Here is a 19,279-nt window from a genome sequence, read left to right on the forward strand (position 1 = left end):
CAGACATGACCGCATCCCGTCCCTTTTGGAGACTGACAGCCTCTTTGTATCTGTTCTGGACGCTTCTTATGCGGCTTATGCACACCCTGGTCGGAGAAGATCCCAGAAACCCCGAGAGGATCGTCATGAAGCTCAGAGCAGCACTGGTCGCAGGCGTCTCCCTGTTACTCGGCATCGGCGCCGCGCTGACCAGCGCGTCCGCGGCGTCGGCCGACCCCCAGCCGCTCTCCCCCGAGGCCGAGGTGCTCGCCACCAACTTCCAGCTGCCCTTCCCCTGCGGGCAAAGCTGGTACGGCAACTCCGACCAGAGCAGCGCGCACCGCTCCCATGAGATCGACTTCAACCGCGGCAGCACCCCCGACGCCGACCTGGGCGACCCGGTCGTCGCCGCCGCGGCGGGCACCGTGGTGATCTCCTCCCACCAGGGCTCGGTCAACCGCTTCGGCAACCTCGTCAAGATCGACCACGGTAGCGGCTGGGCCACCTACTACGCCCACCTGAACGTCCGCAACGTCACCGTGGGCCAGAGCGTCTCCCAGGGCCAGCAGATCGGCACCGTCGGCAAGACCAGCGCCCCGGGCAACAACATCAGCGCCCACCTGCACTACGAGGTACGGCAGGGCGACGGCTACCCGGGCAACATCCGCCAGGCGGTCTTCAACGGCACCACCTTCGGCTACCCGGCCCAGACGATCACCTCGCGCAACTGCGGCGGCTCCACCAACCCGTACACCCCGCAGGAGGCGTGCGGCGCCGGCTACGACGTCATCGACTCCGCCGCCCTCGGCTCCTCCGGCACCGTCTACCTGCTCTACAACAACGACAACGGCAACAACTGCGTGGTCACGATGAAGCACACCTCCCTCGGCACGCCCACCGCCGTCACCGCCTACCTGGAAGTCCAGGGAAGCACGAGAAAGACCGACTCCGGCAACTACAGCTACTACGCCGGTCCCGTCTACGCCAACGCCCCCGGCAAATGCGTCAGATGGGGCGGCAAGGCCGGCTCGTCCACCTACGACTCCCCCTTCGAGCACTGCGGATCATGAAAACCAGAACCCTCTTGCTGGCCGGACTCCTCGTCGTCTCCGGCCAGCAGGCCGCCGCGGCGGCCGCCTCCGCCGACCCCCTCGCCGCCGCGTTCGACCGGGCCGCGAGCGGCTATGACATCCCCCGCGACCTCCTGGCCTCGCTCGCCTACGCCGAGAGCCGGCTCGACGGGCACCAGGGGCGTCCCAGCGCCTCCGGCGGCTACGGCATGATGCACCTGCGGCCGAAGGCGCTGGAAGAAGCGGCCAGGCTCACCTCCACCCCGGCCGGCGAACTCAGGACCGACGACGCGGCCAACGTGCTCGGCGGCGCCGCCGTACTGCGTTCGAAGGCCGACGCGCTCGGCATGGACGCCGGCGCGCGCAAGGACCCCGCCAAGTGGTACGCGGCGATCGGCGCGTACGGCGGCTCGCCGAGCACCGCCACGATCTACGCCGACGCCGTCTACGAGGCGTTGTCCGCCGGCTTCGACACCAGAGGCGTGCGGGTCAAGCCGCAGGCGGTGGAGCCGGAGCGGCCCGGCGACTACGCCCCGTTCGCCGCCGCGGCGGTCGACTACCCGGGCGCGTTGTGGTCGCCCGCCCTCAGCTCCAACTACACGGTCGCCAACCGGCCCTCCAGCGCGGCCATCAACAAGATCATCATCCATGTCGCGCAGGGCACCTACGCCGGCACGATCGGGTGGTTCAAGGACCCCAGGGCCAAGGTCTCGGCCCACTACGTGGTCCGCTCCTCCGACGGCCAGATCACGCAGACGGTGCGGGAGAAGGACATCGCCTGGCACGTCAGGGGCGCCAACACCAACACCGTCGGCATCGAGCACGAGGGCTGGGTCGACAACGCCGCGTGGTTCACCGACCAGATGTACCGGGCCTCGGCGGCGCTGACCCGCAACATCGCCGACCGGTACGGCATCCCGAAGACCAGGGCGAACATCCTGGCCCACTCCGAGATGCCCGGCAACGACCACACCGACCCCGGCCCCCACTGGGACTGGGCCAAGTACATGAGCTACGTGACCGGCGGCAGCGGCAACCCGCACACGCCCGAGTCGGTCTGCGAGAGCGGCTACAAGGTGATCGACTCGCAGGCCCTGGGCAGCGCGGCGACGGTCTACCTGCTCTACAACGCCGCGAACGGCGGCAACTGCGTGGCCACGATCAAGCACACCTCGCTCGGCGCGGCCACGCCGGTCAGCGCTTTCCTGGAGGTTCAGGGCAGCACGCGGATCACCGACTCGGGCAGCTTCTCCTACTACGCCGGCCCGGTGCGCGCCACCGCCCCGGACAAGTGCGTCAAGTGGGGAGGCTCCGCGGGCGGCTCCACCTACACCAGCCCGTTCGAGCACTGCGGGTAGCGGCCGGTCACCGGCGGCCTACGCTGGTCATATGACCGCAGCCCGGCGCACGCAGGAGGAGCGCAGCACGGCCACCCGGGCGCTCCTCCTCGACGCCACGATCGACTGCCTGGTGGCCTACGGTTACTCCGGCACGACCACGATGCGCGTGGCCGGGCTGGCGGGTGTCTCCAGGGGTGCGATGGTGCACCACTACGCCACGAAGGCCGACCTGGTCCTCGCCGCCGTGGAACACCTGGCGGAAAGGCAGCTCGACGCCGCCAGGACCGGTTTCGCGCGGCTGCGCGAGGCCGACGACTGGGCCGAGACCGCCCTGGAGCTGATTTGGGAGGCGCACCAGGGGCCGCTGTTCGAGGCCGGTGTCGAGTTGCTGGTGGCCGCCCGTACCGATCCCCTGATCCGCGCCCGGCTCGCCGAGTGCGACCGGACCCTGACCGCCGGGCTGACCGCCGCGCTCGACGACAGGGTGCGCGAGGAGTCCCTGCTCACCGTCCTCGACGCGGTCCGCGGCCTGCGGATGCGCACCTTTCTCCAGCCGGGCCAGACCTCCGGCTGGCAGCGTCTGCGTGGCACGCTCCACGGCACGCTCACCCACTGAAGCCTCACAGGGCGTCGATGATGTCCACCACGTAGACGAGCGCGTTTCCCGCGGGCACGCCGATGCCTCCGGTGGTGGCGGAGAAGCCGCGCGTGGCGGCGGCGGGTACGGCGATGGCCACCCGGCTGCCCACGGCTTTGCCGGTCAGCGCCTCGACCCAGCCGGGCGGGACGGCTCCCGGCCTGAGCGTGAAGCCGCCGGGGCCGCCGCGCCGGTGGGAGGAGTCGAAGACGGCGCCCGAGGGCCATCGGGCGCCCACGTACTGGACCACGATCTTGGCGCCGGGCCGGACCATCGGGCCGGAGCCGTCGATCAGGGTGCGGGAACGTTCCGACGGGCGCAGGTTCGCGGGCAGCGCGGGCAGGCTCCGGCCGGGCTGGCGGGCGTCGGGCGGGTAGCCGCCGAGGATGTCGAAGACGATCACCAGTGTGTCGGCGGGCCCGGCCCCGGCGGGCCGCCCGTCGGGGCCGAACCCCTCGGCGGCCGGGGTGACGAGCAGCACCCGGCTGCCCGCGGCACGGCCGGTCAGCGCCTGCTGCCAGGCGCGGGAGGCGGGCCGGCCGTCGAGGACCACGGTGGCGGGCTGCCCGGTGTCGTAGGTGTTCAGGTACGACTCGTTCCCCGCCCACCCGCGGATCTCGACGTCGGTGACCACCACGTCGCCGAGCTGCGTCACCCGGCCCCGCCCCTCCGAGAGGACGACGGCCCGCGGCTCGGGCCGCCCGCTGGGCAGGGTGATCACCGGCCGGGTGCCGAACGCCCCGGTCACCTCGGGTACCGCCGCACCGGAACCGCAGGAAGCCACAATCAGCAACAGAAGCAGGCACAGGTGGCGCATGTTCACATTCGTTGCCCGGATCGCCCCAAGGGATTGGCATGCCAGGGCCAACGGATGCGGCATGCTGAGGGGGTGAGCAGGCCCAACCTCGCGCGACGGGTGGCGGAAGCGGCCGAGATCGCCCTGACCCACCGCAAGTACGTCACCTTCGTGGACATCGTCACCGGTCTGCGCTGGCTGCACACGCGTCACGTCGACACCTGGCGCCAGGGCCGGGCCACGACCCTGGCGGAGCTGGCCGCGGTGGACGACGCGCGCATGCTCACCGCCGCCGCCCTCCTGCGCGAGTGGGCAGAGGGCAAAGGGCTGCGCCCGGTGGCCACGCCGTACGTCTCCAGCAGCCGCGACCGGCGCGAGCTGCGCTTCACCGGCGGTGGCGACCAGGAGCCCTACAAGACCCACTGGCTCTCGCCCGGCCTCAGCGACGCCCGGGTCAAGCAGATCACCGAGCGGCAGGCCAAGGCCCCCGACCTGGTCGCCGTGCGGTCCGAGCGGCCCTGGGCGTGCGCGGAGTGCGGCGGCACCGGCGAGTTCCTGATCATGGAGGACGACCGGCCGCACTGCCTGACCTGCGCGGACCTGGACCACCTGGTCCTGCTGCCCGCGGGCAACGCCACGCTCAGCCGCCGGGCCAAGAAGGAGAGCGGGCTGTCGGCGGTCGTGGTGGAGTTCAACCGCCGCCGCAAGCTCTACCAGCGGGTGGGCGTGCTGGTGGAGGAGGCCGCGCTGGCGCTGGCCGAGGAGTCGTGCCTGGCCGACGAGGAGGTACGGCTGCGCCGCCGCGACCGCGACCGGGTACGGCGGGCCGCGGAAGACCTCGGCTTCCAGGCGCGGATGGCGGCGGAGATCGCCCGGTTGTTCCCGGGCTGTCCCGAGGACCGGGCCAGGGAGATCGCCGAGCACGCCGGGCAGCGGGGCAGTGGCCGGGTGGGCCGGTCGGCGGCGGCCCGCGCGCTGGACGAGAACGCGATCACGCTGGCCGTGGTGGCCTCGATCCGCCACCTGGACACCGGCTACGACCGGATGCTGATGTCCGGCGTCCCGCGCCAGGAGGCCCGTGAGCGCATCCGGGGCGCGATCGAGGCCAAGCTCGCCGAGTTCCGCGCCGCCGGCTAGGGGACGGCCAGCCGTAGCGCGAATCCGACCAGCACCACGCCGGTCACCCGCTCCACCCGGGCCCGTACCCTGGGCCGGCGCAGGAGGGCGCCCAGCTTGTCCACGACCAGGTTGTAGAAGGTGAACCACGCCGCGTAGAGCGCCGCGAAGATCGCCGACAGCAGTAGGGGCGCCACCCCGTGCATGAACTGCGGCAGGAACGTCACGAAGAACAGCAGCACCTTGGGGTTGAGCAGGTTCGACAGGAAGCCGTTGCGCACATGCCGGAGGGGGGATCCGGCGGGCGGGCGGTCGCCGTCGGCGGGAGCCGTACCCCTGGCGCGCAGCCCTTGGATCCCCAGCCAGAACAAGTAGGCGACGCCCAGCCAGCGCAGGACCGAGAAGGCCGACGGCGAGGCGGCCAGCAGCGCGGACAGTCCGATGGCGGCGGCGACGGCGTGCACTCCGAGCCCCAGCAGCCCACCGGTCATGGTGAGGAGCCCGGCGGTGCGGCCGTGGGCGAGCGAGCTGCGCATGATGAGCGCGGCGTCCGGCCCCGGAATCATGATCATGATCAGGGCGGTGACCGTGAAGGTCAGCAGCATGGCGGGGGTCTCCCTGGAAACTGAGGACGCGCTCCCGCCAACCCGCTGGTGTGCAGGCCGCACGAGAACGCGGGTTAACACAAATGTGCCTTGTGGGCGGACCCAATCCTAGGCGACGCGATCACCTGTCATGACACGGGGGGTCAGAAGGCGGATGGCGCGATCGTGGCGATCACCTTGTTGACGCCGTCGGTGTATTCGCGCACGTACCAGCTCTGCACGGGGTTGTGGCGGCGGTCCAGGGTGAAGGCGCCGCGCGGGCTGCGGATCTCCCCGGCACGCTCCAGCGCGTCGGCGAGCCTGCCGCCCCGGGCCGCCGCCTGGTCGATGAGGCTCATGGCGTCCCAGCTCTGCACCGCGACCACCGAGGGATTCTTGCCGGTCCTGGCCCGCCACTTGGCGGTGAACGCCTGGTTCTCCGGGTTGTCCAGCGCGGGCGAGTACAACCCGACGCTCACGATGCCCTCGGCGTCCTGGCCGATCGCCTGCAGCACGTCCTCGTCGGTGATGTTCTGGCAGGCCAGCAGCTTGACCTTCGCTCCGGAACGGCTGAAGTCCCGTGCGAACGTGATCGCCTCGCCGCCGGCGTAGAAGACGTAGAGGAAGGCGGCCTCCTCCGGGATCTGGCTCAGGTACGGCCGGAAGTCCCGCGTCTTGCCGAACGGGGTGAGGATCCGCTTGATCGGCTTGGCGCCCCCGCCCTTGGCGTACCCCTCGGCGAAGCCGTTCAGGGTCTCGGCGCCGGCCGAGTAGTCGGCGCCCATCAGCACCGCGCCGTCCTTGCCGTACGTGCGCGCGGCGTAGAGACCGGCCGCGAAGCCGTGGGCGTAGTTGGTGTAGGAGACGCGGAACACGCCGGGGCCGCCCAGGGCGTCGGCGCCGGCGTTGGCGATGACCACCGGCACCTGCTGGGCCGTCGCCTCCTTGGCCACCGCGACCGCGACCGGCGAGGCGACCAGGCCGGTGATCACGGCGACCTGGTGCTCGGCGGTGAGCTGCCTGGCCTTCTGCTGGCCGGTCTCCGGGGCGCCCGCGTCGTCGGCCACCACCAGCCTGGCCGCCCTGCCGCCCAGCTTGCCGCCGTGCTCGTCCAGGTAGAGGCGCATCGCCGCCTCCATGTCGTCGCCGAGTGCGGCGTAGACGCCGGTCTGGGAGATGATCGCGCCGACCGTCAGCACGGACTCGTCGGCCGCCCGGGGCGTGGCCGCGCCACCGCACCCGGCGGCCAGAACGGCGGCCAGAGCGAGCAAGGCGTACTTCATGGAGCCTCCCGCCACCGCTACGCGTTTCCGAGATACTCGCGCGTGCGGCGGCGGAAGGGAAGGGCGCCGACCCTCCATCAGGCGAACGCGGCGTCCGTCAGGCGAGCACGATCACCGTCAGGCGAACCGGCGTCCGTCAGGCGAGCACGATCTCCGTCAGGCGAACGCGGCCCGTACGGAGCCGAGCCCGTCGATGCGGGCCTCGAACACGTCCCCGCTCGCCGGCACGACGATCGGGCCCAGCGCCCCGGTGAGCACCACCTCACCGGCCCGCAGCGGATACTCCCCCTGCCCGGCCGCGTTCGCCAGCCAGACCAGGGCGTTGAGCGGATGCCCCATGCACCGCGCGCCCGAGCCCGACGAGACGTCCTCGCCGTTGCGGGTCATGGTCATGGCCGCGTCGCGCAGGCTCAGGTCACGCAGGTTCCTCGGGTCGTTGCCGAGGACGAAGGCGCCGCCGGAGGCGTTGTCGGCGATCGTGTCGGGCAGCGTGATGTCCCAGTCCTCGATGCGGGAGTCGGCCACCTCGATCGCCGGCAGCGCGAAGTCCACCGCCCTGATCACCTCGGCCGCGTTGAACGGCCCGCCCACCAGGTCCCGGGCGAGCACGAACGCCACCTCGGCCTCGACCTTCGGCTGCAGGAGGGACTCCAGGCGGATCGGCCGCCCGTCCAGGTGCGCCCGGTCGTGGTACAGCATCCCGAAGTCGGGCTGGTCGATGCCGAACTTCCGCTGCGTCTCGGCGTTGGTGAGCCCGACCTTGCGCCCGGCGATCCTGCGTCCTTCCTGGAGCGCGCGCCGCGTGTTGATCGCCTGTACGGCGTAGCCGTCGCCGGCGGTGCTGATGAGATCCCGGACCGGCGGGCACGGCTTGCCGGACTTGGCCGCCTCCAGCAGCCGGTCGGCCGCCTGGGTGCGCACGTCCACTGCCTCTGACCATTCATCGTGCATATGGCTTCACTCCGGCGAGGTCGCTTCTTTCTCGCCATACTCCCCCCGGCGGGCGATCTGCGCCAATTACGCTGCCGGGCATGGAGACACGTACTGATCTTGTGAGCACTTCCGACGGCGCCTTCGACGTCCACGTCTGGCTGCCGGAAGGGGGCCGGGGTCCCGGCATCCTGCTGCTGCAGGAGGTGTGGGGCGTCGGCCCGTACATCAAGAAGGTCGCCGAGGACCTCGCCTCGCTCGGCTACGTCGTGGCCGCCCCCGACCTGTTCTGGCGGGTGCGCCGCAACTGGGAGGGCGCCCACGACGCGGCGGGGCTGCAGGCGTCCTTCGAGGTGCTCGGGCAGTTCGATCCCGAGCAGGGCGTGAAGGACTGCGCCACCACGCTGGCCCACCTGCGCGCGCTGCCCGAGGTCACCGGGAGTGTCGGCGCGTTCGGCATCTGCTTGGGCGGCTCGCAGGCGTTCGCGCTGGCCGGTGGGGAGCCCATGGACGCGGTGATCGCCTACTACGGCTCGGCCGTACCGGACGCGCTGGAGCTCCTGGACTCGATCGAGGCGCCTTTGCTGCTGACCTTCGGCGGCCGGGACCCCTACATCCCGCGTGAGCGGGTGGCTGAGGTGGAGCGGGCGGCGGAGGGCCGTGCCAACGTCGAGACGTACGTGGACGAGCGCGCCGGACACGCATTCCACAACCATGAGGCGCCCGATTTCTACCACCCGGAGGCTGCTGCGGATCTCTGGCAGCTGACGGTCGATTTCCTCCGCCGCCACATTCCGGTCCGTCCGTAATAGGGCTGCACGAAAGCTGCACACGCCCCCTACACACCCTGTCTGGAGCGCCAGATTCCGGTACTCCACGATGAGACCGTGACCCAAGCCTGGGACGTGTGGGGAAATGTCGTCATAGCTGCGGTTATGGCACTCCCGCTGGCGGCGTACGGCGTCCTGTACGTCGCCCGCGGCCGCGCCCGCCGCGGCCACCCCGCGCCCCTCCGCACCGCCCTGGCCGATGTCGGAATAGCGGTCGGCACCGCACCCTGGATTTGGATGATCCTCACCCCCTCCGGCCGCCCGAGCACGATCACCCTCGCCCCCTTCAGCGCGCTGGCGGACATCGCCGCGTCCTCATGGAGCACCGTGTTCGTGCAGGTTGGCGGCAATCTGCTGGTGTTCGCCGCCCTCGGCGCGCTGCTTCCGATCCGCTCGGCGCGCTTCGCCTCACTCGCCCGCGTCGCCGCCGTGGCCGCCCTCGCCTCCGGAATTCTCGAGGTCCTTCAGTACGGCTTGCGCCTGGGCCGAGACTCGGCCGTGGACGACGTCCTGATCAACACGGCTGGCGCCGTCCTGGCCGCCATGATTACACGGCGCTGGTGGGCTACGGCAATACCGGATAGGACCGTTCCAAGGTAACGGCCTGGGAAAACCCCCGGAGATCACCACACAGGCACGATCCACCCAAAAGAAGCACGCGACCAACCTGCGTATCTGTGCGATCGTGGACAAGACGGGGCAAGTTCTCTGGAGACGCCAAACCCGGTTGGTGACAGAGGGTGGTCAAACGTGTCTGAATCCCCGGTACCCCACGAGCCCCCCATCTATCGGCGCATAGCCGACGGCCTCCGCTCACGGATCATGGCCGGCGAGCTGCGCGACGGGGATCGGCTACCGGGAGAGAACGCGCTCATGGCAGAGCACGACATCGCACGCGCCACCGCAAGGCAGGCGCTTGCCGTACTCATCAACGAAGGGCTGGCGGTGCCCAAGCGAGGTTCGGGGGTCTACGTGCGCCTGTTCAAACCGATACGCCGACACGGTTCCCGCCGGCTCTCCCGCGAACAGTGGGGCCAGGGGCGGGCGATCTGGGACGCCGACACCCGCGGGCGTCCCTTCACCGTCGATGAAGTGGAGGTGACCAGGGAGAACGCCACCGAAGACGTCGCGGCGGTGCTGGAGAGCACCGAGGTGTGGGTCAGGCGGCGGCGTTACTCGGTGGACACCCGGCCGGTCCAGCTCGCCACGTCCTACTTCCCCGCCGGCCTGGTCGAGGGCAGCGCGATCACCCAGGCCGACACCGGCCCCGGTGGCGTCTACGCCCGGCTCAGCGATCTCGGGCTCCCTCCGGCGCACTTCACCGAGGAGGTGCGCGCCAGGATGCCACGCCCGCGCGAAGCTGGTCTCCTGGACCTGCCCGGCGGCACTCCGGTGATCGAGGTCTGCCGGACCGCCTACACCTCGGGCGGACTTCCGGTCGAGCTGAACGAGATGGTTTTGGACTCGGCCGCCTATGTACTTCAGTACGATTTCGATGCTTAGGTCAAGCCGAAATGTCAAGCGATAGGTTGACGTATCCTCTTCGAAGCTTGTCCTCTCTAGAGAGGTGCCGCATCGTCGAAGGAGATGGAATCGTCGCCTGACAGCGGGTCCGGGAAGGGTACCCATGACCTTTGACCGGCATCTCGCGGAGATTGCCCGGGAGTTCCCTCACTGGACGATCTGGCGCAGCGACGCCGGTCGCTGGTGGGCCACGCGGCATCACCCGCTCAACGCCGAGCAGCGCGATGCCGGTTGCGCGATGACCATCGACGCCGATGACCCGGAAGGTCTGCGTGACCAACTCCGGGATCAACAGCGGCGCGCGGGGCCGGTGGAGCCTGAGCCCCCTTAGCCGCTGGAGCGTTCTATCGCTCCAGCGGCACACGAGCAGCCCGGTGCCGGGTCCAGCGTCTCGGCGGCTCCGGCACCGGGCCCCCAGAACGGGGCCAAGGTCGCGGAAGCCTCCGACCCGATCGGGGGCGGAGGCTTCCGCCCACGGAGTACGGTCGTGGCATGCTCTTCGAACAGCGCCTGCGCGAGGGCATCGCCGACGGCACGATCACGCTCGCCTTCCGCCGCTGGAAGCGCAGCCAGGTCAAACCCGGTGGCCGCTACCGCATGGGCGACGGCCGCATCGCCGGCGTGAGCGCGGTCGAGGTGGTCACCGACATCACCGACGACGACGCCCGCGCGGCGGGCTTCCCCGACGCCGCCACGCTCCGCCGCGACCTCGACGCCCGTGGCGCCGACCCGATCCACCGCATCGCCGTACACCTGGCCGAGGCGAAGGACCCGCGTGACACGCTCGCCGAGTCGGTCACCCTGTCAGAGGACGACGTGGCCGGTCTCGCCGGGCGCCTCACCCGCTTCGGCCCCTGGGCCGAGGCCACGCTGCGCCTCATCGCCGAGCATCCCGGCGTCCGCGCCGGCGACCTCGCGCCCGAGGTGGGCCAGGACCTGCCCACGTTCAAGCTCAACGTGCGCAAGCTCAAGAACCTCGGGCTCACGATCAGCCTGGAGACCGGCTACCGCATCTCTCCCAGAGGCCGCGCCTACCTGGACATGACACAGGCCCCGCCGTAGCGGGGCCCGTGATGTCACGGTCTTACTTGCGCACGTCGCTGAGGCTGATGGTGACGTCGGTGTCCTCACCGGGGTTGCGCCGCGGCTCGGGCTCCTCCAGCGAATCGGCCACGATCACCCGCACGTCCTCCTGAGCCGGTACGGCGGGCGCCGCCCCGGCCGGGATCGTCGCGTCCTCCTCGGCGTCGTAGGCAGGTGCCCCGGCGTCATAGGGCGTCACGGCCTCCTCGGCCGCGGGAGCCTCTGCGGCGGACGACTCTGCCGCGACTGTCAGGGGCTCCTCTACCGGAGGCGGCGCGGGAAGCAGCGGACCGGCCGCCGCCTCGTCGCGCATGAGGTCGCCCAGCACCGAGCTGATCTCGGTCAGGCGGCGCACGACCTCGCCGTGGGTGTCGGTCAGGTAGGCGACCCGGCGGCCCGCGTGCTCGTCCAGTTCGGCGGAGCGCTGCTGCGCCGCCGACAGCGTCGCCTCGGACTCGGCGCGGGCGGAGTCGAGCGTCTGCGCGGCCTCGGCGCGGGCCGCGGTCACCGTCCGCTCGGCCTCGTCCTGCGCCCCTTCGACCAGGCGCTCGGACTCGCCGGTCGCGGCGGTCACCATGCGGTCGGACTCGGACCTGGCCTCGCGCAGGGCCTCCTCCGCCTCGGCCCGCGCGGTGGTCAGGGTCTCCTCCGCGTCGGCTCCGGCCTGGGCCAGCATGCGCTCGGCCGCGCTGGTGGCCTCGGCCACGCGGCGCTCGGCCTCCGCCTGGGCGGAGGTCAGGATGTTGTCGGCGGTCTCCCTGGCCGAGCCGAGCATCTGGTCGGCCTCGGACCTGGCCGCGTCGCGGACGCTGGCGGCCTCGCTCTCGGCGTCCTCCCGCTTGGCGGCGGCCTCCTCCTCTCCCAGCTTGAGGATCTGCGCAAGCCTGGGGCTGAGGTCCTCGTAGCTCTGCGGGGACTCCACCATGCGCCGCCTGGCCTCGGCCAGTTCGATACGACCCTGCTCAGCCTGGTCGATCGCCCGTGCCAGCCGCTCTTCCAGATCCCGGATTTGGTTGCGGGTTCTCATCATGTAGTCGTTGACCTGACGGCGGTTGAAACCGCGCATCACGACTTCGAAGGTGTCCTCTTGCATCAGATCGGGGATGCTCTCGTGCTGGTTTTTCATGGGGGTTACCTATGGTCTGCGTGAGGCGGGGGAACTGCGATTTGTGAGTGTCTGACGACGAGACGTCAGGAATCGACTTTCCTGCCATCTGCCCACGTCCGCAACCGGAACGCCACACCTGGGGCAGGAATTACGATGTCCCGGGTGTACATAGCAGCGTTGGACAACGGGGCAGTTCCGGACATTCACCCCGAGGCGTACATTGCGCCGGGGGCGGTCGTCGTCGGCCGCGTCAGCGTCGGGCGGGCGGCCAATATCTGGTACGGCTCGGTCGTCCGTGGCGACGACGAGCGGATCGAGATCGGTGAGGAGTGCAACGTCCAGGATCTCTGCTGCCTGCACGCCGATCCTGGAGAACCGGCGATCCTGGAGCCCCGGGTGAGCCTCGGCCACAAGGCGATGGTCCACGGTGCCCACGTCGAGACCGGAGCCCTGATCGGCATCGGCGCCATCGTGCTCGGCGGCGCCCGCATCGGCGCCGGGACGCTCGTGGCGGCCGGCGCGCTGGTCGGTCCCGGCAAGAGGATTCCGGCGGGAGTGCTGGTCGCGGGCGTGCCCGGCAAGATCGTGCGCGAGCTCACCGACGACGACAGGGCAAGCTTCGCGCACACCCCCGACGGCTACATGGCCAAGGCGATCAGACACCGTTCGGCGTCCCCCCTCCGATCGTCATAACGGACATTCTGCCCCCAATTGCCCGCTGGTGTGGCTCGCAGGCGAAGTACGATGGCCGCCGTGCACCCGTGGGACCCCTTCTCGGCCGTCGAGGCGGACGTTCGCGCGCTCGTGGCGAACCCGCGCTGGCCCGGGCTCCCCGCGCACCTCAGGGCCGAGGCGCTGGCCGCCACGACGGTCGTCACCCCGGACGGCGGCCGCTGGATTTTCGGCGCCCACGCCCGCTGGTACCTCCACGACCCCCGCGACGGCCGCTGGCACCTGGCCGCGCCGCCGCGTGGCCAGCCCCTGCGCACCGGCCGCCACGGCGCCCCCATCCTGCCGCCGCACCTGCTGCCCGGGGGCGCCGACTTCATCGCGCCGGCCGGCTCCACCCAGGCGTTCATCGGCCCCGACGTGCACCCCGACCTGACCGAGGAGGTCCGTGTCCTGCTGCGGCGCATGGGGCGGAAGTCGGAGCTCGACTACCCCCTGGCCGCCTTCCAGGACGTCTTCGCCGGTGACGTGCCCGGCACCGTCGCCGCCGTCTGGGGCACGATCATGTGGTGCGCCTACGCGCCCGCCTTCGACGGCAACGAGCGCCTGCTCACCATCTTCGGCGAGTACCTGCGCCGCCCCCTGCCCGGCGACGAGTGGGTCCGCTGGCTGACCCGGCCGCGGCTCGACGCCCTGGTCGCCCTGTACGCCGAGCGCGCCCGCGCCACCGAGGACCGCGCCGCCCTGCGCCTGGTGGCCCTCATGGCCGACACCGCGCAGATCCTGGCCGACGACGCGCGGTTCGCGCCGCGGGCCCACGCCCTGCTGGCGATGCTCGAGCCGCTGCTGCACCGGCCGGAACTCGACCGGGCGGCGGTCCTCACAAGCGACGAGTCGGTACGGCAGGCGTGGCTGGCCCGGGTGCCGGAGGATCTGCGGCGCTGGCTGCTGCCCGACACCGATCCGGGGGCGGCGTTCCGGCACACCGTGTACGACCTGGTGGAGTCGCTGGGCTTCACCTCCGACGCGGTGCGGGCGGCGGCCTCGTTCCTGACGGACCTGCCCGGGGGCGGCCCGCGGTTGCAGACGTGGCTGGATCACCGGGTGCGGCACGCCTACGCCGAGCTGATCGCGCATGTGGCCGAGTACGGGGAGCACACCGAGCCGGACGGCTTCGCCGTACCCGCCTTCTTGTGGACGGGGGCCACGGGCGGGTGGCCGTCGCGGGCGACCTCGCCGGCGACGGCGCGCGGGGTCATCGTGGCGCCTCCGGACCGTGAGTCGGCGGCGGCGGTGCTGGGGGCGGCGTACGCGGCCGGGCTGGCGTGGTGCCGGCTGACCGGGGCCGAGGTGCCGGAGGACGGGTTCGCGGGGGCGCGGGCGATTGTGCGCCGGCTGGTGCACGAGCGCGACGACCATCCCCCTGTAAACCACTAATACCGTAATTTCCCCCTTACTCCCCCTATATCGTTTTTTCTCCTGAGTAACTGGCCGGTGTCTGAATTGTGATCTCGGAAACGGGAAATGATCCTGATGGGGCCCGGTGGTACAGAAAGGAATGACCCCGATGGGCCATGTCGCCTGAAGGGCCCCGGCCGTAACCTCGTAGAGGGTGTGGGCTGCGGAAGGAAGGACGACGCGGTGGGGCACGACGACCTGGACTCTCGGGTCCACGATCGTGTCGCGTTGGACGAGATTGCACTCTACGCCGAGGTGCTGACCGCCGTGGCTATCAGCGAACGACGGCTGACCTTGGACGAGCTCGACGACGCGCTCGGATTGCGGACTTCGGCCAGTCATTGACAGACCAGGCACAAAGACCTAGTCCCGGGCTCCTGAGGGGTCCGGGACAGTGTTTGAGGGACTAGTCACCCCGGCTACGAACGCACCAGGCGGGCAATGGCCGCTGACGCCTCCTTCACCTTGGCCTCGGCCTCCGGCCCTCCCGTGCTGATGGCGTCGGCCACGCAGTGCCCGATGTGCTCTTCCAGCAACCCGAGCGCAACCGCCTGCAGCGCCCGCGTGGCAGCGGAGACCTGAGTGAGAATGTCGATGCAGTAGGCGTCGTCCTCCACCATGCGCTGGAGGCCCCTGATCTGGCCCTCAACCCGCCGCAGCCGAGTGAGATACGCCTGCTTGTCGCCGCTGTACCCATGCATGGTTCTACGGTACCCGTAAGCGGTATGACGTCAGCGGAGTTCTGAGATCAGCTTCTCCCACTGCTCGCCCACGCCCGCGGCGGCATGCCTGACGGTGCTCTCCAGGGCGCCCGCCGCCAGCGAGCGACGTCGGCGTTCGTCGTCGATGAGCGCCAGCAGCGCCCCGGCGAACATCTGCTCCTCGCCCTCGGGCACCAGCACCCCGTTGTAGCCCGTGGCCACGAACTCGCTCGGCCCGCGGGCCCCGTCGAAGGCCACCACGGGCACCCCGCAGCGCATCGCCTCCAGCACGGCCATCCCGAGGTCCTCGCTGCGCGAGGTGGTGGCCACCAGCGACGCCTTGGCGAACTCCCCCGCCAGGTCGGGCGTGGTGCCCATGAAGTAGACGTGGTTGTGCAGGTTCAGCTCGCGCACCAGCGCCCGCAGCCGCTGCTCCTCGGGCCCGCCGCCGTACAACCGCAGCCGCCAGTCCGGCCGCTTGTCCGCCACCATCGCGAACGCCCTGATCAGCCGGTCGTACGCCTTGGCGGGCACCCACCTACCGCCCGCCGCCACGATCCGGTTGTCCATCCGCGAGCGCGGCCACGGCCCGCCCGGCAGCGCATCCGGTACGGCCAGCACCTTCGGCCCGGACTCCACCAGCCGCAGCCATTCGTCCCTTGCCGACTCGGTGGCGGTCACGACCGCGTCCAGCCGGGGATAGAACTTCCGCACCGGCGCGGGTACGGCGGGCCGCCCCCATTCCCGGGCGATGCGCAGAACCTCGCGCGGGCCGTACCTCGCGGCCTGGACAGACAGAGCTGGCCGGGTGGTGATCAAAACATCACTCTTGAGCGCGCGCATCATCCGCCACAGGGCCATCTCGGTGCGCATCTGCCCGCTGGGCAACAGGTGCCGTATGCCGGGCCGTACGTCGATGATCGAGCGCAGCTTGACCTTGGAGCCCACCGGGAAGAAGGGTTTGTCCTTCTGCCGCCTGATGCTGATCACCTCGACCTCGTGTCGCTCGGCGAGGGCCGTGGCGAGGTTGAGCGTGGACCGGATGTCGCCGCGCATGCCGTACGCGGAGGGGAGCATCAGGCTGACCTTCACCCACCTACCTCGATCCGCAACTCGTCGTCGGCGGTGTAGCAGGGCCGGATCGGCACGCCGTCCACCTGGGTGGCCGGGTAGTGGAGGCGGCGGCGCTTGCCGTCCACGTCGTCCAGGCGCGAGCCCAGCCGCAATGGCGTGGGCACCCCCTCGACCTCCAGGGACGGCTCCCAGGTGCCGGAGGCGTCGGGGTCGGCGGCGATGACGTCCACGAGGGAGACCGCGGCGTGGAAGCGCACGCCCTGGACGGTGGCGCGGGCGGCGACCGTGGCGGCCGACTGCCTGCGGTGCAGGGCGAGTTTGGCCTCGTGACGCGCGTCGTCGTCCTCCAGGCCGGTGAAGGCGAGCAGGCCCATCACCTCGAAGCGGCCTTCCCTGAACCAGACCGAGCGCACCTCGGCCACCGGCTCCGCCTCGTCGATCTTGAGGGCGAGGAAGCCGTTGCGGGTGCGGTAGGAGCGGTAGGCCAGCGTGCGTTTGCACAGCGCGTACGTGTCGAGGTGGTCCAGGGAGAAACCCGGATCGATGCTTCTCAGCCGGGTCCTGGCGCCGCCGTGGCGCAGATAGGCGTCCCAGCGGCCGGCGCTGAGCTGGAGCGGCGCCAGCGACACCGCCAGTGTCGCCTCGCGCGCGCCGCTGCCGGGTCCGCCGCCCGGCCTGCCGAGCATCACGTCACGCTCGACTCCCGTGCCCCGATGGCGCAGCACCAGTTCGGTGCCTTCATCGAGCGGGTCTTCGATCGCGAGTCGCAGGGAGAGCACGTCAGCCAGAGTGACTTCCGCGTCTGTGACGACGACGCGCATCGCGAGCCCCCTCCCCGTCGAATGAAGCCATGCGACGTTGAGGCTACCGTGATTTTCCCGTTATGTGGATGCCGGATTTCGTGCGGTTGACGCCCCTGACGTGCGGACTCCCCCACAAGAGCTGTGGAGGAGTCCGACTGTGCCGGGTCAGGAAGCTCCCTTGACCGACTTGATCAAGAGCTGGGCGACGTCCACGACCTCCAGCGACTCCTTCGCCTCGCCGTTGTTCTTCTTCTCGTTGATGGCGTCGCCGAGCATCACCATGCAGAAGGGGCAGGCGGTGGAGACGGTGTCGGGGTTGGTGGTCAGCGCCTCGTCCACGCGCTCGGTGTTGATGCGCTTGCCGAGCCGCTCCTCCATCCACATGCGGGCGCCGCCGGCGCCGCAGCAGAAGCCGCGGTCCTTGTGCCGGTGCATCTCCTGGGTCTGCACGCCCGGCACCTTCGCCATGATGTCGCGGGGCTGGGAGTAGACCTTGTTGTGGCGGCCGAGGAAGCACGGGTCGTGGTAGGTGATCTTCTCCTCGATCGGCGTGACCGGCGTGAGCTTGCCGGTGTCGACCAGGTGCGACAGCAGCTGCGTGTGGTGCACGACCTCGTAGGTGCCGCCCAGCGCCGGGTACTCGTTGGCCAGCGTGTTGAAGCAGTGCGGGCAGGTGGCCACGATCTTCTTGACCCCGGCCTCGTTCAGGGTCTCGATGTTCTGCTGGGCGAGCATGTTGAACAGGTACTCCATGCCCAGGCGGCGGGCCGGGTCACCGGTGCACGCCTCCATCGGGCCGAGCACGGCGAATTTCACGCCGGCGATGTGCAACAGTTCGGCCACGGCCTTGGTGGTCTTCTTCGCCCGGTCCTCCAGGGCGCCGGCGCAGCCCACCCAGAACAGGTATTCGGCGTCCTCGGGCATCTTGTCCTCGACCAGCTCGACCTCGAAGTCCAGCTCCGCGATCCAGTCGGCCCGCTTCATCTCGGACATGCCCCACGGGTTGCCCTTGTTCTCCAGGTTCTTCACCATCACCCCCGCCTCGGACGGGAACGACGACTCCACCATGACCTGGTAACGGCGCATGTCGAGGATGTGGTCGATGTGCTCGATGTCCACCGGGCACTGCTCGACGCAGGCGCCGCAGTTGGTGCAGGACCACAGCACGTCCGGGTGGATGACGCCGTCCTCGCCGACCAGCGGCTTCTCCAGCAGCGCGAGCACGTCGGTGTCCTCGTGGGTGCCGCCTTGAAGGAGGTAGGGAGCCACCTTGAAGGCGTGGTCACGCTGGTCGAGGATGAGCATCTTCGGCGACAGCGGCTTGTCGGTGTTCCACGCCGGGCACTGCGACTGGCAGCGCCCGCACTCGGTGCAGGAGTAGAAGTCGAGGAAGCCCTTCCAGGTGGTGTCCTGGATCTTGCCGCGGCCCAGCTTCTCGGGGTCGAGATCCTCGTCCTCGAAGTCGGCCGGCTTGCCGTCCACGCGCAGCACGTCGGCGCCGCCGAGGCCGTCGGGGCGGCGCGAGAAGAGCACGTTGAGCGGCGCGGTGAAGATGTGCAGGTGCTTGGAGTTCACCACGATGACCAGGAACACCAGCATGAAGCCGATGTGCAGGAGCAGCGCGATCTCCTCCAGCAGCGTGCTGGCGGGCAGCACGTCGCCCAGCGCGATCGAGACGAACGCCCCGCCGGAGTAGGGCAGGTTCCCGTTGGCGGCGGCCGCGCCGCGGGCCAGGAAGAGCGTCCAGATGATGTTGAAGATCATGAACAGGACGACCCAGGCGCCGCCCAGGTGCGAGCCGGAGAAGCGGGACTTGCGGCCCAGCGTCTTGGGCGAGTTCTTGATCCGGATGACCGCGAAGGCGATGAGGCCGAGCACACACGCCACCGCGATGAAGTCCTGCAGGAAGCCGAGGACCGGCCACTGGCCGATCAGCGGGATGTGGAAGTTCGGCCGGCCGGTGACCGCGCCCTGGATGATGCCGCCGTACGCCTCGATGTAGACGGTCAGCAGGATGAAGAAGGCCCACATGACGAAGAAGTGGGCGATGCCGGACGGCGTCCACTTCAGCAGCTTCTTCTGGCCGAAGACCTCGACGATCTGCGCCTTGAGCTCTTCCGGCACATGGGTCCTGGCGTACTCGACGCGCTCGGGGGCAGGCGGGCCGACGGTGGCGAGCTTGAACAGGAACAGCGCTCTGCGGCCCGCGACGGCCACGGCCGCCACGGTCATCAACAGCGCGAGCACGGCTACCCAGAGCACGGGTCCTCCCACAGACGACGTTGGCTGCCAGC

The 19,279-nt window shown here is 70.4% G+C and carries 21 protein-coding genes; 12 read left to right on the plus strand and 9 right to left on the minus strand.

Annotated elements, in window-relative coordinates; translation table 11 throughout:
- Positions 1-125 precede the first annotated feature (125 nt).
- The 3 genes from FVE25_RS36030 to FVE25_RS36040 are packed head-to-tail and all read left to right on the plus strand — an operon-like array spanning position 126 to position 3,005.
- Positions 126-1,049, plus strand: a complete 924-nt coding sequence (locus FVE25_RS36030; RefSeq protein ID WP_157251819.1) for a M23 family metallopeptidase — start codon at positions 126-128, stop codon at positions 1,047-1,049.
- Positions 1,046-2,407 carry an N-acetylmuramoyl-L-alanine amidase gene (locus FVE25_RS36035; protein ID WP_157251821.1) on the plus strand — a complete coding sequence of 454 codons (1,362 nt, stop codon included), beginning with the start codon at positions 1,046-1,048 and terminating at the stop codon, positions 2,405-2,407. The genes FVE25_RS36030 and FVE25_RS36035 overlap by 4 nt, the downstream gene beginning before the upstream one ends.
- A 31-nt stretch (positions 2,408-2,438) precedes the next feature.
- Positions 2,439-3,005: a TetR/AcrR family transcriptional regulator gene (locus tag FVE25_RS36040; protein ID WP_157251823.1), complete on the plus strand. Its 567-nt coding sequence runs from the start codon at positions 2,439-2,441 to the stop codon at positions 3,003-3,005.
- 4 nt (positions 3,006-3,009) lie between these two features.
- On the opposite strand, the gene FVE25_RS36045 is transcribed toward FVE25_RS36040, so the two are convergent.
- A complete protein-coding gene (locus tag FVE25_RS36045) occupies positions 3,010-3,774 on the minus strand; it encodes an FKBP-type peptidyl-prolyl cis-trans isomerase (RefSeq protein ID WP_181019824.1) in 765 nt (254 codons plus the stop codon).
- Positions 3,775-3,915: 141 nt separating this feature from the next.
- Between FVE25_RS36045 and FVE25_RS36050 the strand changes: the two genes are divergently transcribed.
- Entirely contained in the window at positions 3,916-4,959 is a 1,044-nt protein-coding gene (locus tag FVE25_RS36050) for a DUF2293 domain-containing protein (RefSeq protein ID WP_246267943.1), read from the plus strand.
- Here FVE25_RS36050 and FVE25_RS36055 read toward each other — a convergent pair.
- From FVE25_RS36055 to FVE25_RS36065, 3 genes are all read right to left on the minus strand, one after another.
- Positions 4,956-5,543, minus strand: a complete 588-nt coding sequence (locus FVE25_RS36055) for a LysE family translocator (RefSeq protein ID WP_157251830.1) — start codon at positions 5,541-5,543, stop codon at positions 4,956-4,958. The two genes, FVE25_RS36050 and FVE25_RS36055, sit on opposite strands and share 4 nt — an antisense overlap.
- A 143-nt stretch (positions 5,544-5,686) precedes the next feature.
- Complete coding sequence (locus tag FVE25_RS36060; RefSeq protein ID WP_157251832.1) at positions 5,687-6,805, minus strand: ABC transporter substrate-binding protein; 1,119 nt, start codon at positions 6,803-6,805, stop codon at positions 5,687-5,689.
- Between the two features lie 156 nt (positions 6,806-6,961).
- The gene (locus tag FVE25_RS36065) at positions 6,962-7,732 is read right to left on the minus strand and encodes a 2-keto-4-pentenoate hydratase (RefSeq protein ID WP_246267951.1); all 771 of its coding nucleotides are present in this window, start codon (positions 7,730-7,732) and stop codon (positions 6,962-6,964) included.
- A 104-nt stretch (positions 7,733-7,836) separates the two neighbouring features.
- Here FVE25_RS36065 and FVE25_RS36070 point away from each other — a divergent pair, with 104 nt between their 5' ends.
- The 5 genes from FVE25_RS36070 (at position 7,837) to FVE25_RS36090 (ending at position 11,151) form a co-directional block, all read left to right on the plus strand.
- A complete protein-coding gene (locus tag FVE25_RS36070) occupies positions 7,837-8,544 on the plus strand; it encodes a dienelactone hydrolase family protein (protein ID WP_157251836.1) in 708 nt (235 codons plus the stop codon).
- 126 nt (positions 8,545-8,670) lie between these two features.
- The gene (locus tag FVE25_RS36075; RefSeq protein WP_157251838.1) at positions 8,671-9,165 is read left to right on the plus strand and encodes a VanZ family protein; all 495 of its coding nucleotides are present in this window, start codon (positions 8,671-8,673) and stop codon (positions 9,163-9,165) included.
- A gap of 150 nt (positions 9,166-9,315) precedes the next feature.
- Positions 9,316-10,068 (plus strand): GntR family transcriptional regulator, encoded by a 753-nt coding sequence (locus tag FVE25_RS36080; protein ID WP_157251840.1) that lies wholly within the window; start codon positions 9,316-9,318, stop codon positions 10,066-10,068.
- Between the two features lie 124 nt (positions 10,069-10,192).
- Positions 10,193-10,420: a hypothetical protein gene (locus FVE25_RS36085; RefSeq protein ID WP_157251842.1), complete on the plus strand. Its 228-nt coding sequence runs from the start codon at positions 10,193-10,195 to the stop codon at positions 10,418-10,420.
- A 161-nt stretch (positions 10,421-10,581) separates the two neighbouring features.
- Positions 10,582-11,151, plus strand: coding sequence for an ASCH domain-containing protein (locus tag FVE25_RS36090; protein ID WP_157251844.1), 570 nt, complete (start codon positions 10,582-10,584; stop codon positions 11,149-11,151).
- Positions 11,152-11,173: 22 nt separating this feature from the next.
- Here the strand turns inward: FVE25_RS36090 and FVE25_RS36095 are convergent, their stop codons facing one another.
- Complete coding sequence (locus tag FVE25_RS36095; RefSeq protein WP_157251846.1) at positions 11,174-12,298, minus strand: hypothetical protein; 1,125 nt, start codon at positions 12,296-12,298, stop codon at positions 11,174-11,176.
- 135 nt (positions 12,299-12,433) lie between these two features.
- On the opposite strand from FVE25_RS36095, the gene FVE25_RS36100 reads away from it, so the two are divergent.
- The 3 genes from FVE25_RS36100 (at position 12,434) to FVE25_RS54030 (ending at position 14,752) form a co-directional block, all read left to right on the plus strand.
- Positions 12,434-12,973 carry a gamma carbonic anhydrase family protein gene (locus FVE25_RS36100; protein WP_157251848.1) on the plus strand — a complete coding sequence of 180 codons (540 nt, stop codon included), beginning with the start codon at positions 12,434-12,436 and terminating at the stop codon, positions 12,971-12,973.
- Between the two features lie 51 nt (positions 12,974-13,024).
- Entirely contained in the window at positions 13,025-14,386 is a 1,362-nt protein-coding gene (locus tag FVE25_RS36105) for a hypothetical protein (RefSeq protein ID WP_157251850.1), read from the plus strand.
- 204 nt (positions 14,387-14,590) lie between these two features.
- On the plus strand, positions 14,591-14,752 hold the full coding sequence (locus tag FVE25_RS54030; RefSeq protein WP_181019825.1) for a hypothetical protein: 162 nt from the start codon (positions 14,591-14,593) through the stop codon (positions 14,750-14,752).
- Between the two features lie 74 nt (positions 14,753-14,826).
- Here FVE25_RS54030 and FVE25_RS36110 read toward each other — a convergent pair whose 3' ends face one another.
- The 4 genes from FVE25_RS36110 to FVE25_RS36125 all read right to left on the minus strand — a co-directional run bounded on the left by FVE25_RS36110 (position 14,827) and on the right by FVE25_RS36125 (position 19,247).
- Positions 14,827-15,108, minus strand: a complete 282-nt coding sequence (locus FVE25_RS36110; RefSeq protein ID WP_157251851.1) for a metal-sensitive transcriptional regulator — start codon at positions 15,106-15,108, stop codon at positions 14,827-14,829.
- A 30-nt stretch (positions 15,109-15,138) separates the two neighbouring features.
- On the minus strand, positions 15,139-16,200 hold the full coding sequence (locus tag FVE25_RS36115; protein ID WP_157251853.1) for a glycosyltransferase: 1,062 nt from the start codon (positions 16,198-16,200) through the stop codon (positions 15,139-15,141).
- Complete coding sequence (locus FVE25_RS36120) at positions 16,197-16,961, minus strand: hypothetical protein (protein WP_246267953.1); 765 nt, start codon at positions 16,959-16,961, stop codon at positions 16,197-16,199. Before FVE25_RS36120 ends, FVE25_RS36115 begins: the two co-directional genes overlap by 4 nt.
- Before the next feature lie 189 nt (positions 16,962-17,150).
- A complete protein-coding gene (locus FVE25_RS36125) occupies positions 17,151-19,247 on the minus strand; it encodes a (Fe-S)-binding protein (protein ID WP_157251858.1) in 2,097 nt (698 codons plus the stop codon).
- Between the last annotated feature and the right edge of the window lie 32 nt (positions 19,248-19,279).

Origin of the sequence: Nonomuraea typhae (assembly GCF_009760925.1) — a bacterium.
Lineage (GTDB): Bacteria > Actinomycetota > Actinomycetes > Streptosporangiales > Streptosporangiaceae > Nonomuraea > Nonomuraea typhae.

Bases quoted from the DNA above. Each gene is read 5' to 3' on its own strand.
- FVE25_RS36030 (WP_157251819.1), top strand. From the start codon at position 126: ATGAAGCTCAGAGCAGCACTGGTCGCAGGCGTCTCCCTGTTACTCGGC.
- FVE25_RS36035 (WP_157251821.1), top strand. From the start codon at position 1,046: ATGAAAACCAGAACCCTCTTGCTGGCCGGACTCCTCGTCGTCTCCGGC.
- FVE25_RS36040 (WP_157251823.1), top strand. From the start codon at position 2,439: ATGACCGCAGCCCGGCGCACGCAGGAGGAGCGCAGCACGGCCACCCGG.
- FVE25_RS36055 (WP_157251830.1), bottom strand. From the start codon at position 5,543: ATGCTGCTGACCTTCACGGTCACCGCCCTGATCATGATCATGATTCCG.
- FVE25_RS36060 (WP_157251832.1), bottom strand. From the start codon at position 6,805: ATGAAGTACGCCTTGCTCGCTCTGGCCGCCGTTCTGGCCGCCGGGTGC.
- FVE25_RS36070 (WP_157251836.1), top strand. From the start codon at position 7,837: ATGGAGACACGTACTGATCTTGTGAGCACTTCCGACGGCGCCTTCGAC.
- FVE25_RS36075 (WP_157251838.1), top strand. From the start codon at position 8,671: ATGGCACTCCCGCTGGCGGCGTACGGCGTCCTGTACGTCGCCCGCGGC.
- FVE25_RS36085 (WP_157251842.1), top strand. From the start codon at position 10,193: ATGACCTTTGACCGGCATCTCGCGGAGATTGCCCGGGAGTTCCCTCAC.
- FVE25_RS36090 (WP_157251844.1), top strand. From the start codon at position 10,582: ATGCTCTTCGAACAGCGCCTGCGCGAGGGCATCGCCGACGGCACGATC.
- FVE25_RS36095 (WP_157251846.1), bottom strand. From the start codon at position 12,298: ATGAAAAACCAGCACGAGAGCATCCCCGATCTGATGCAAGAGGACACC.
- FVE25_RS36100 (WP_157251848.1), top strand. From the start codon at position 12,434: ATGTCCCGGGTGTACATAGCAGCGTTGGACAACGGGGCAGTTCCGGAC.
- FVE25_RS36105 (WP_157251850.1), top strand. From the start codon at position 13,025: ATGGCCGCCGTGCACCCGTGGGACCCCTTCTCGGCCGTCGAGGCGGAC.
- FVE25_RS36110 (WP_157251851.1), bottom strand. From the start codon at position 15,108: ATGCATGGGTACAGCGGCGACAAGCAGGCGTATCTCACTCGGCTGCGG.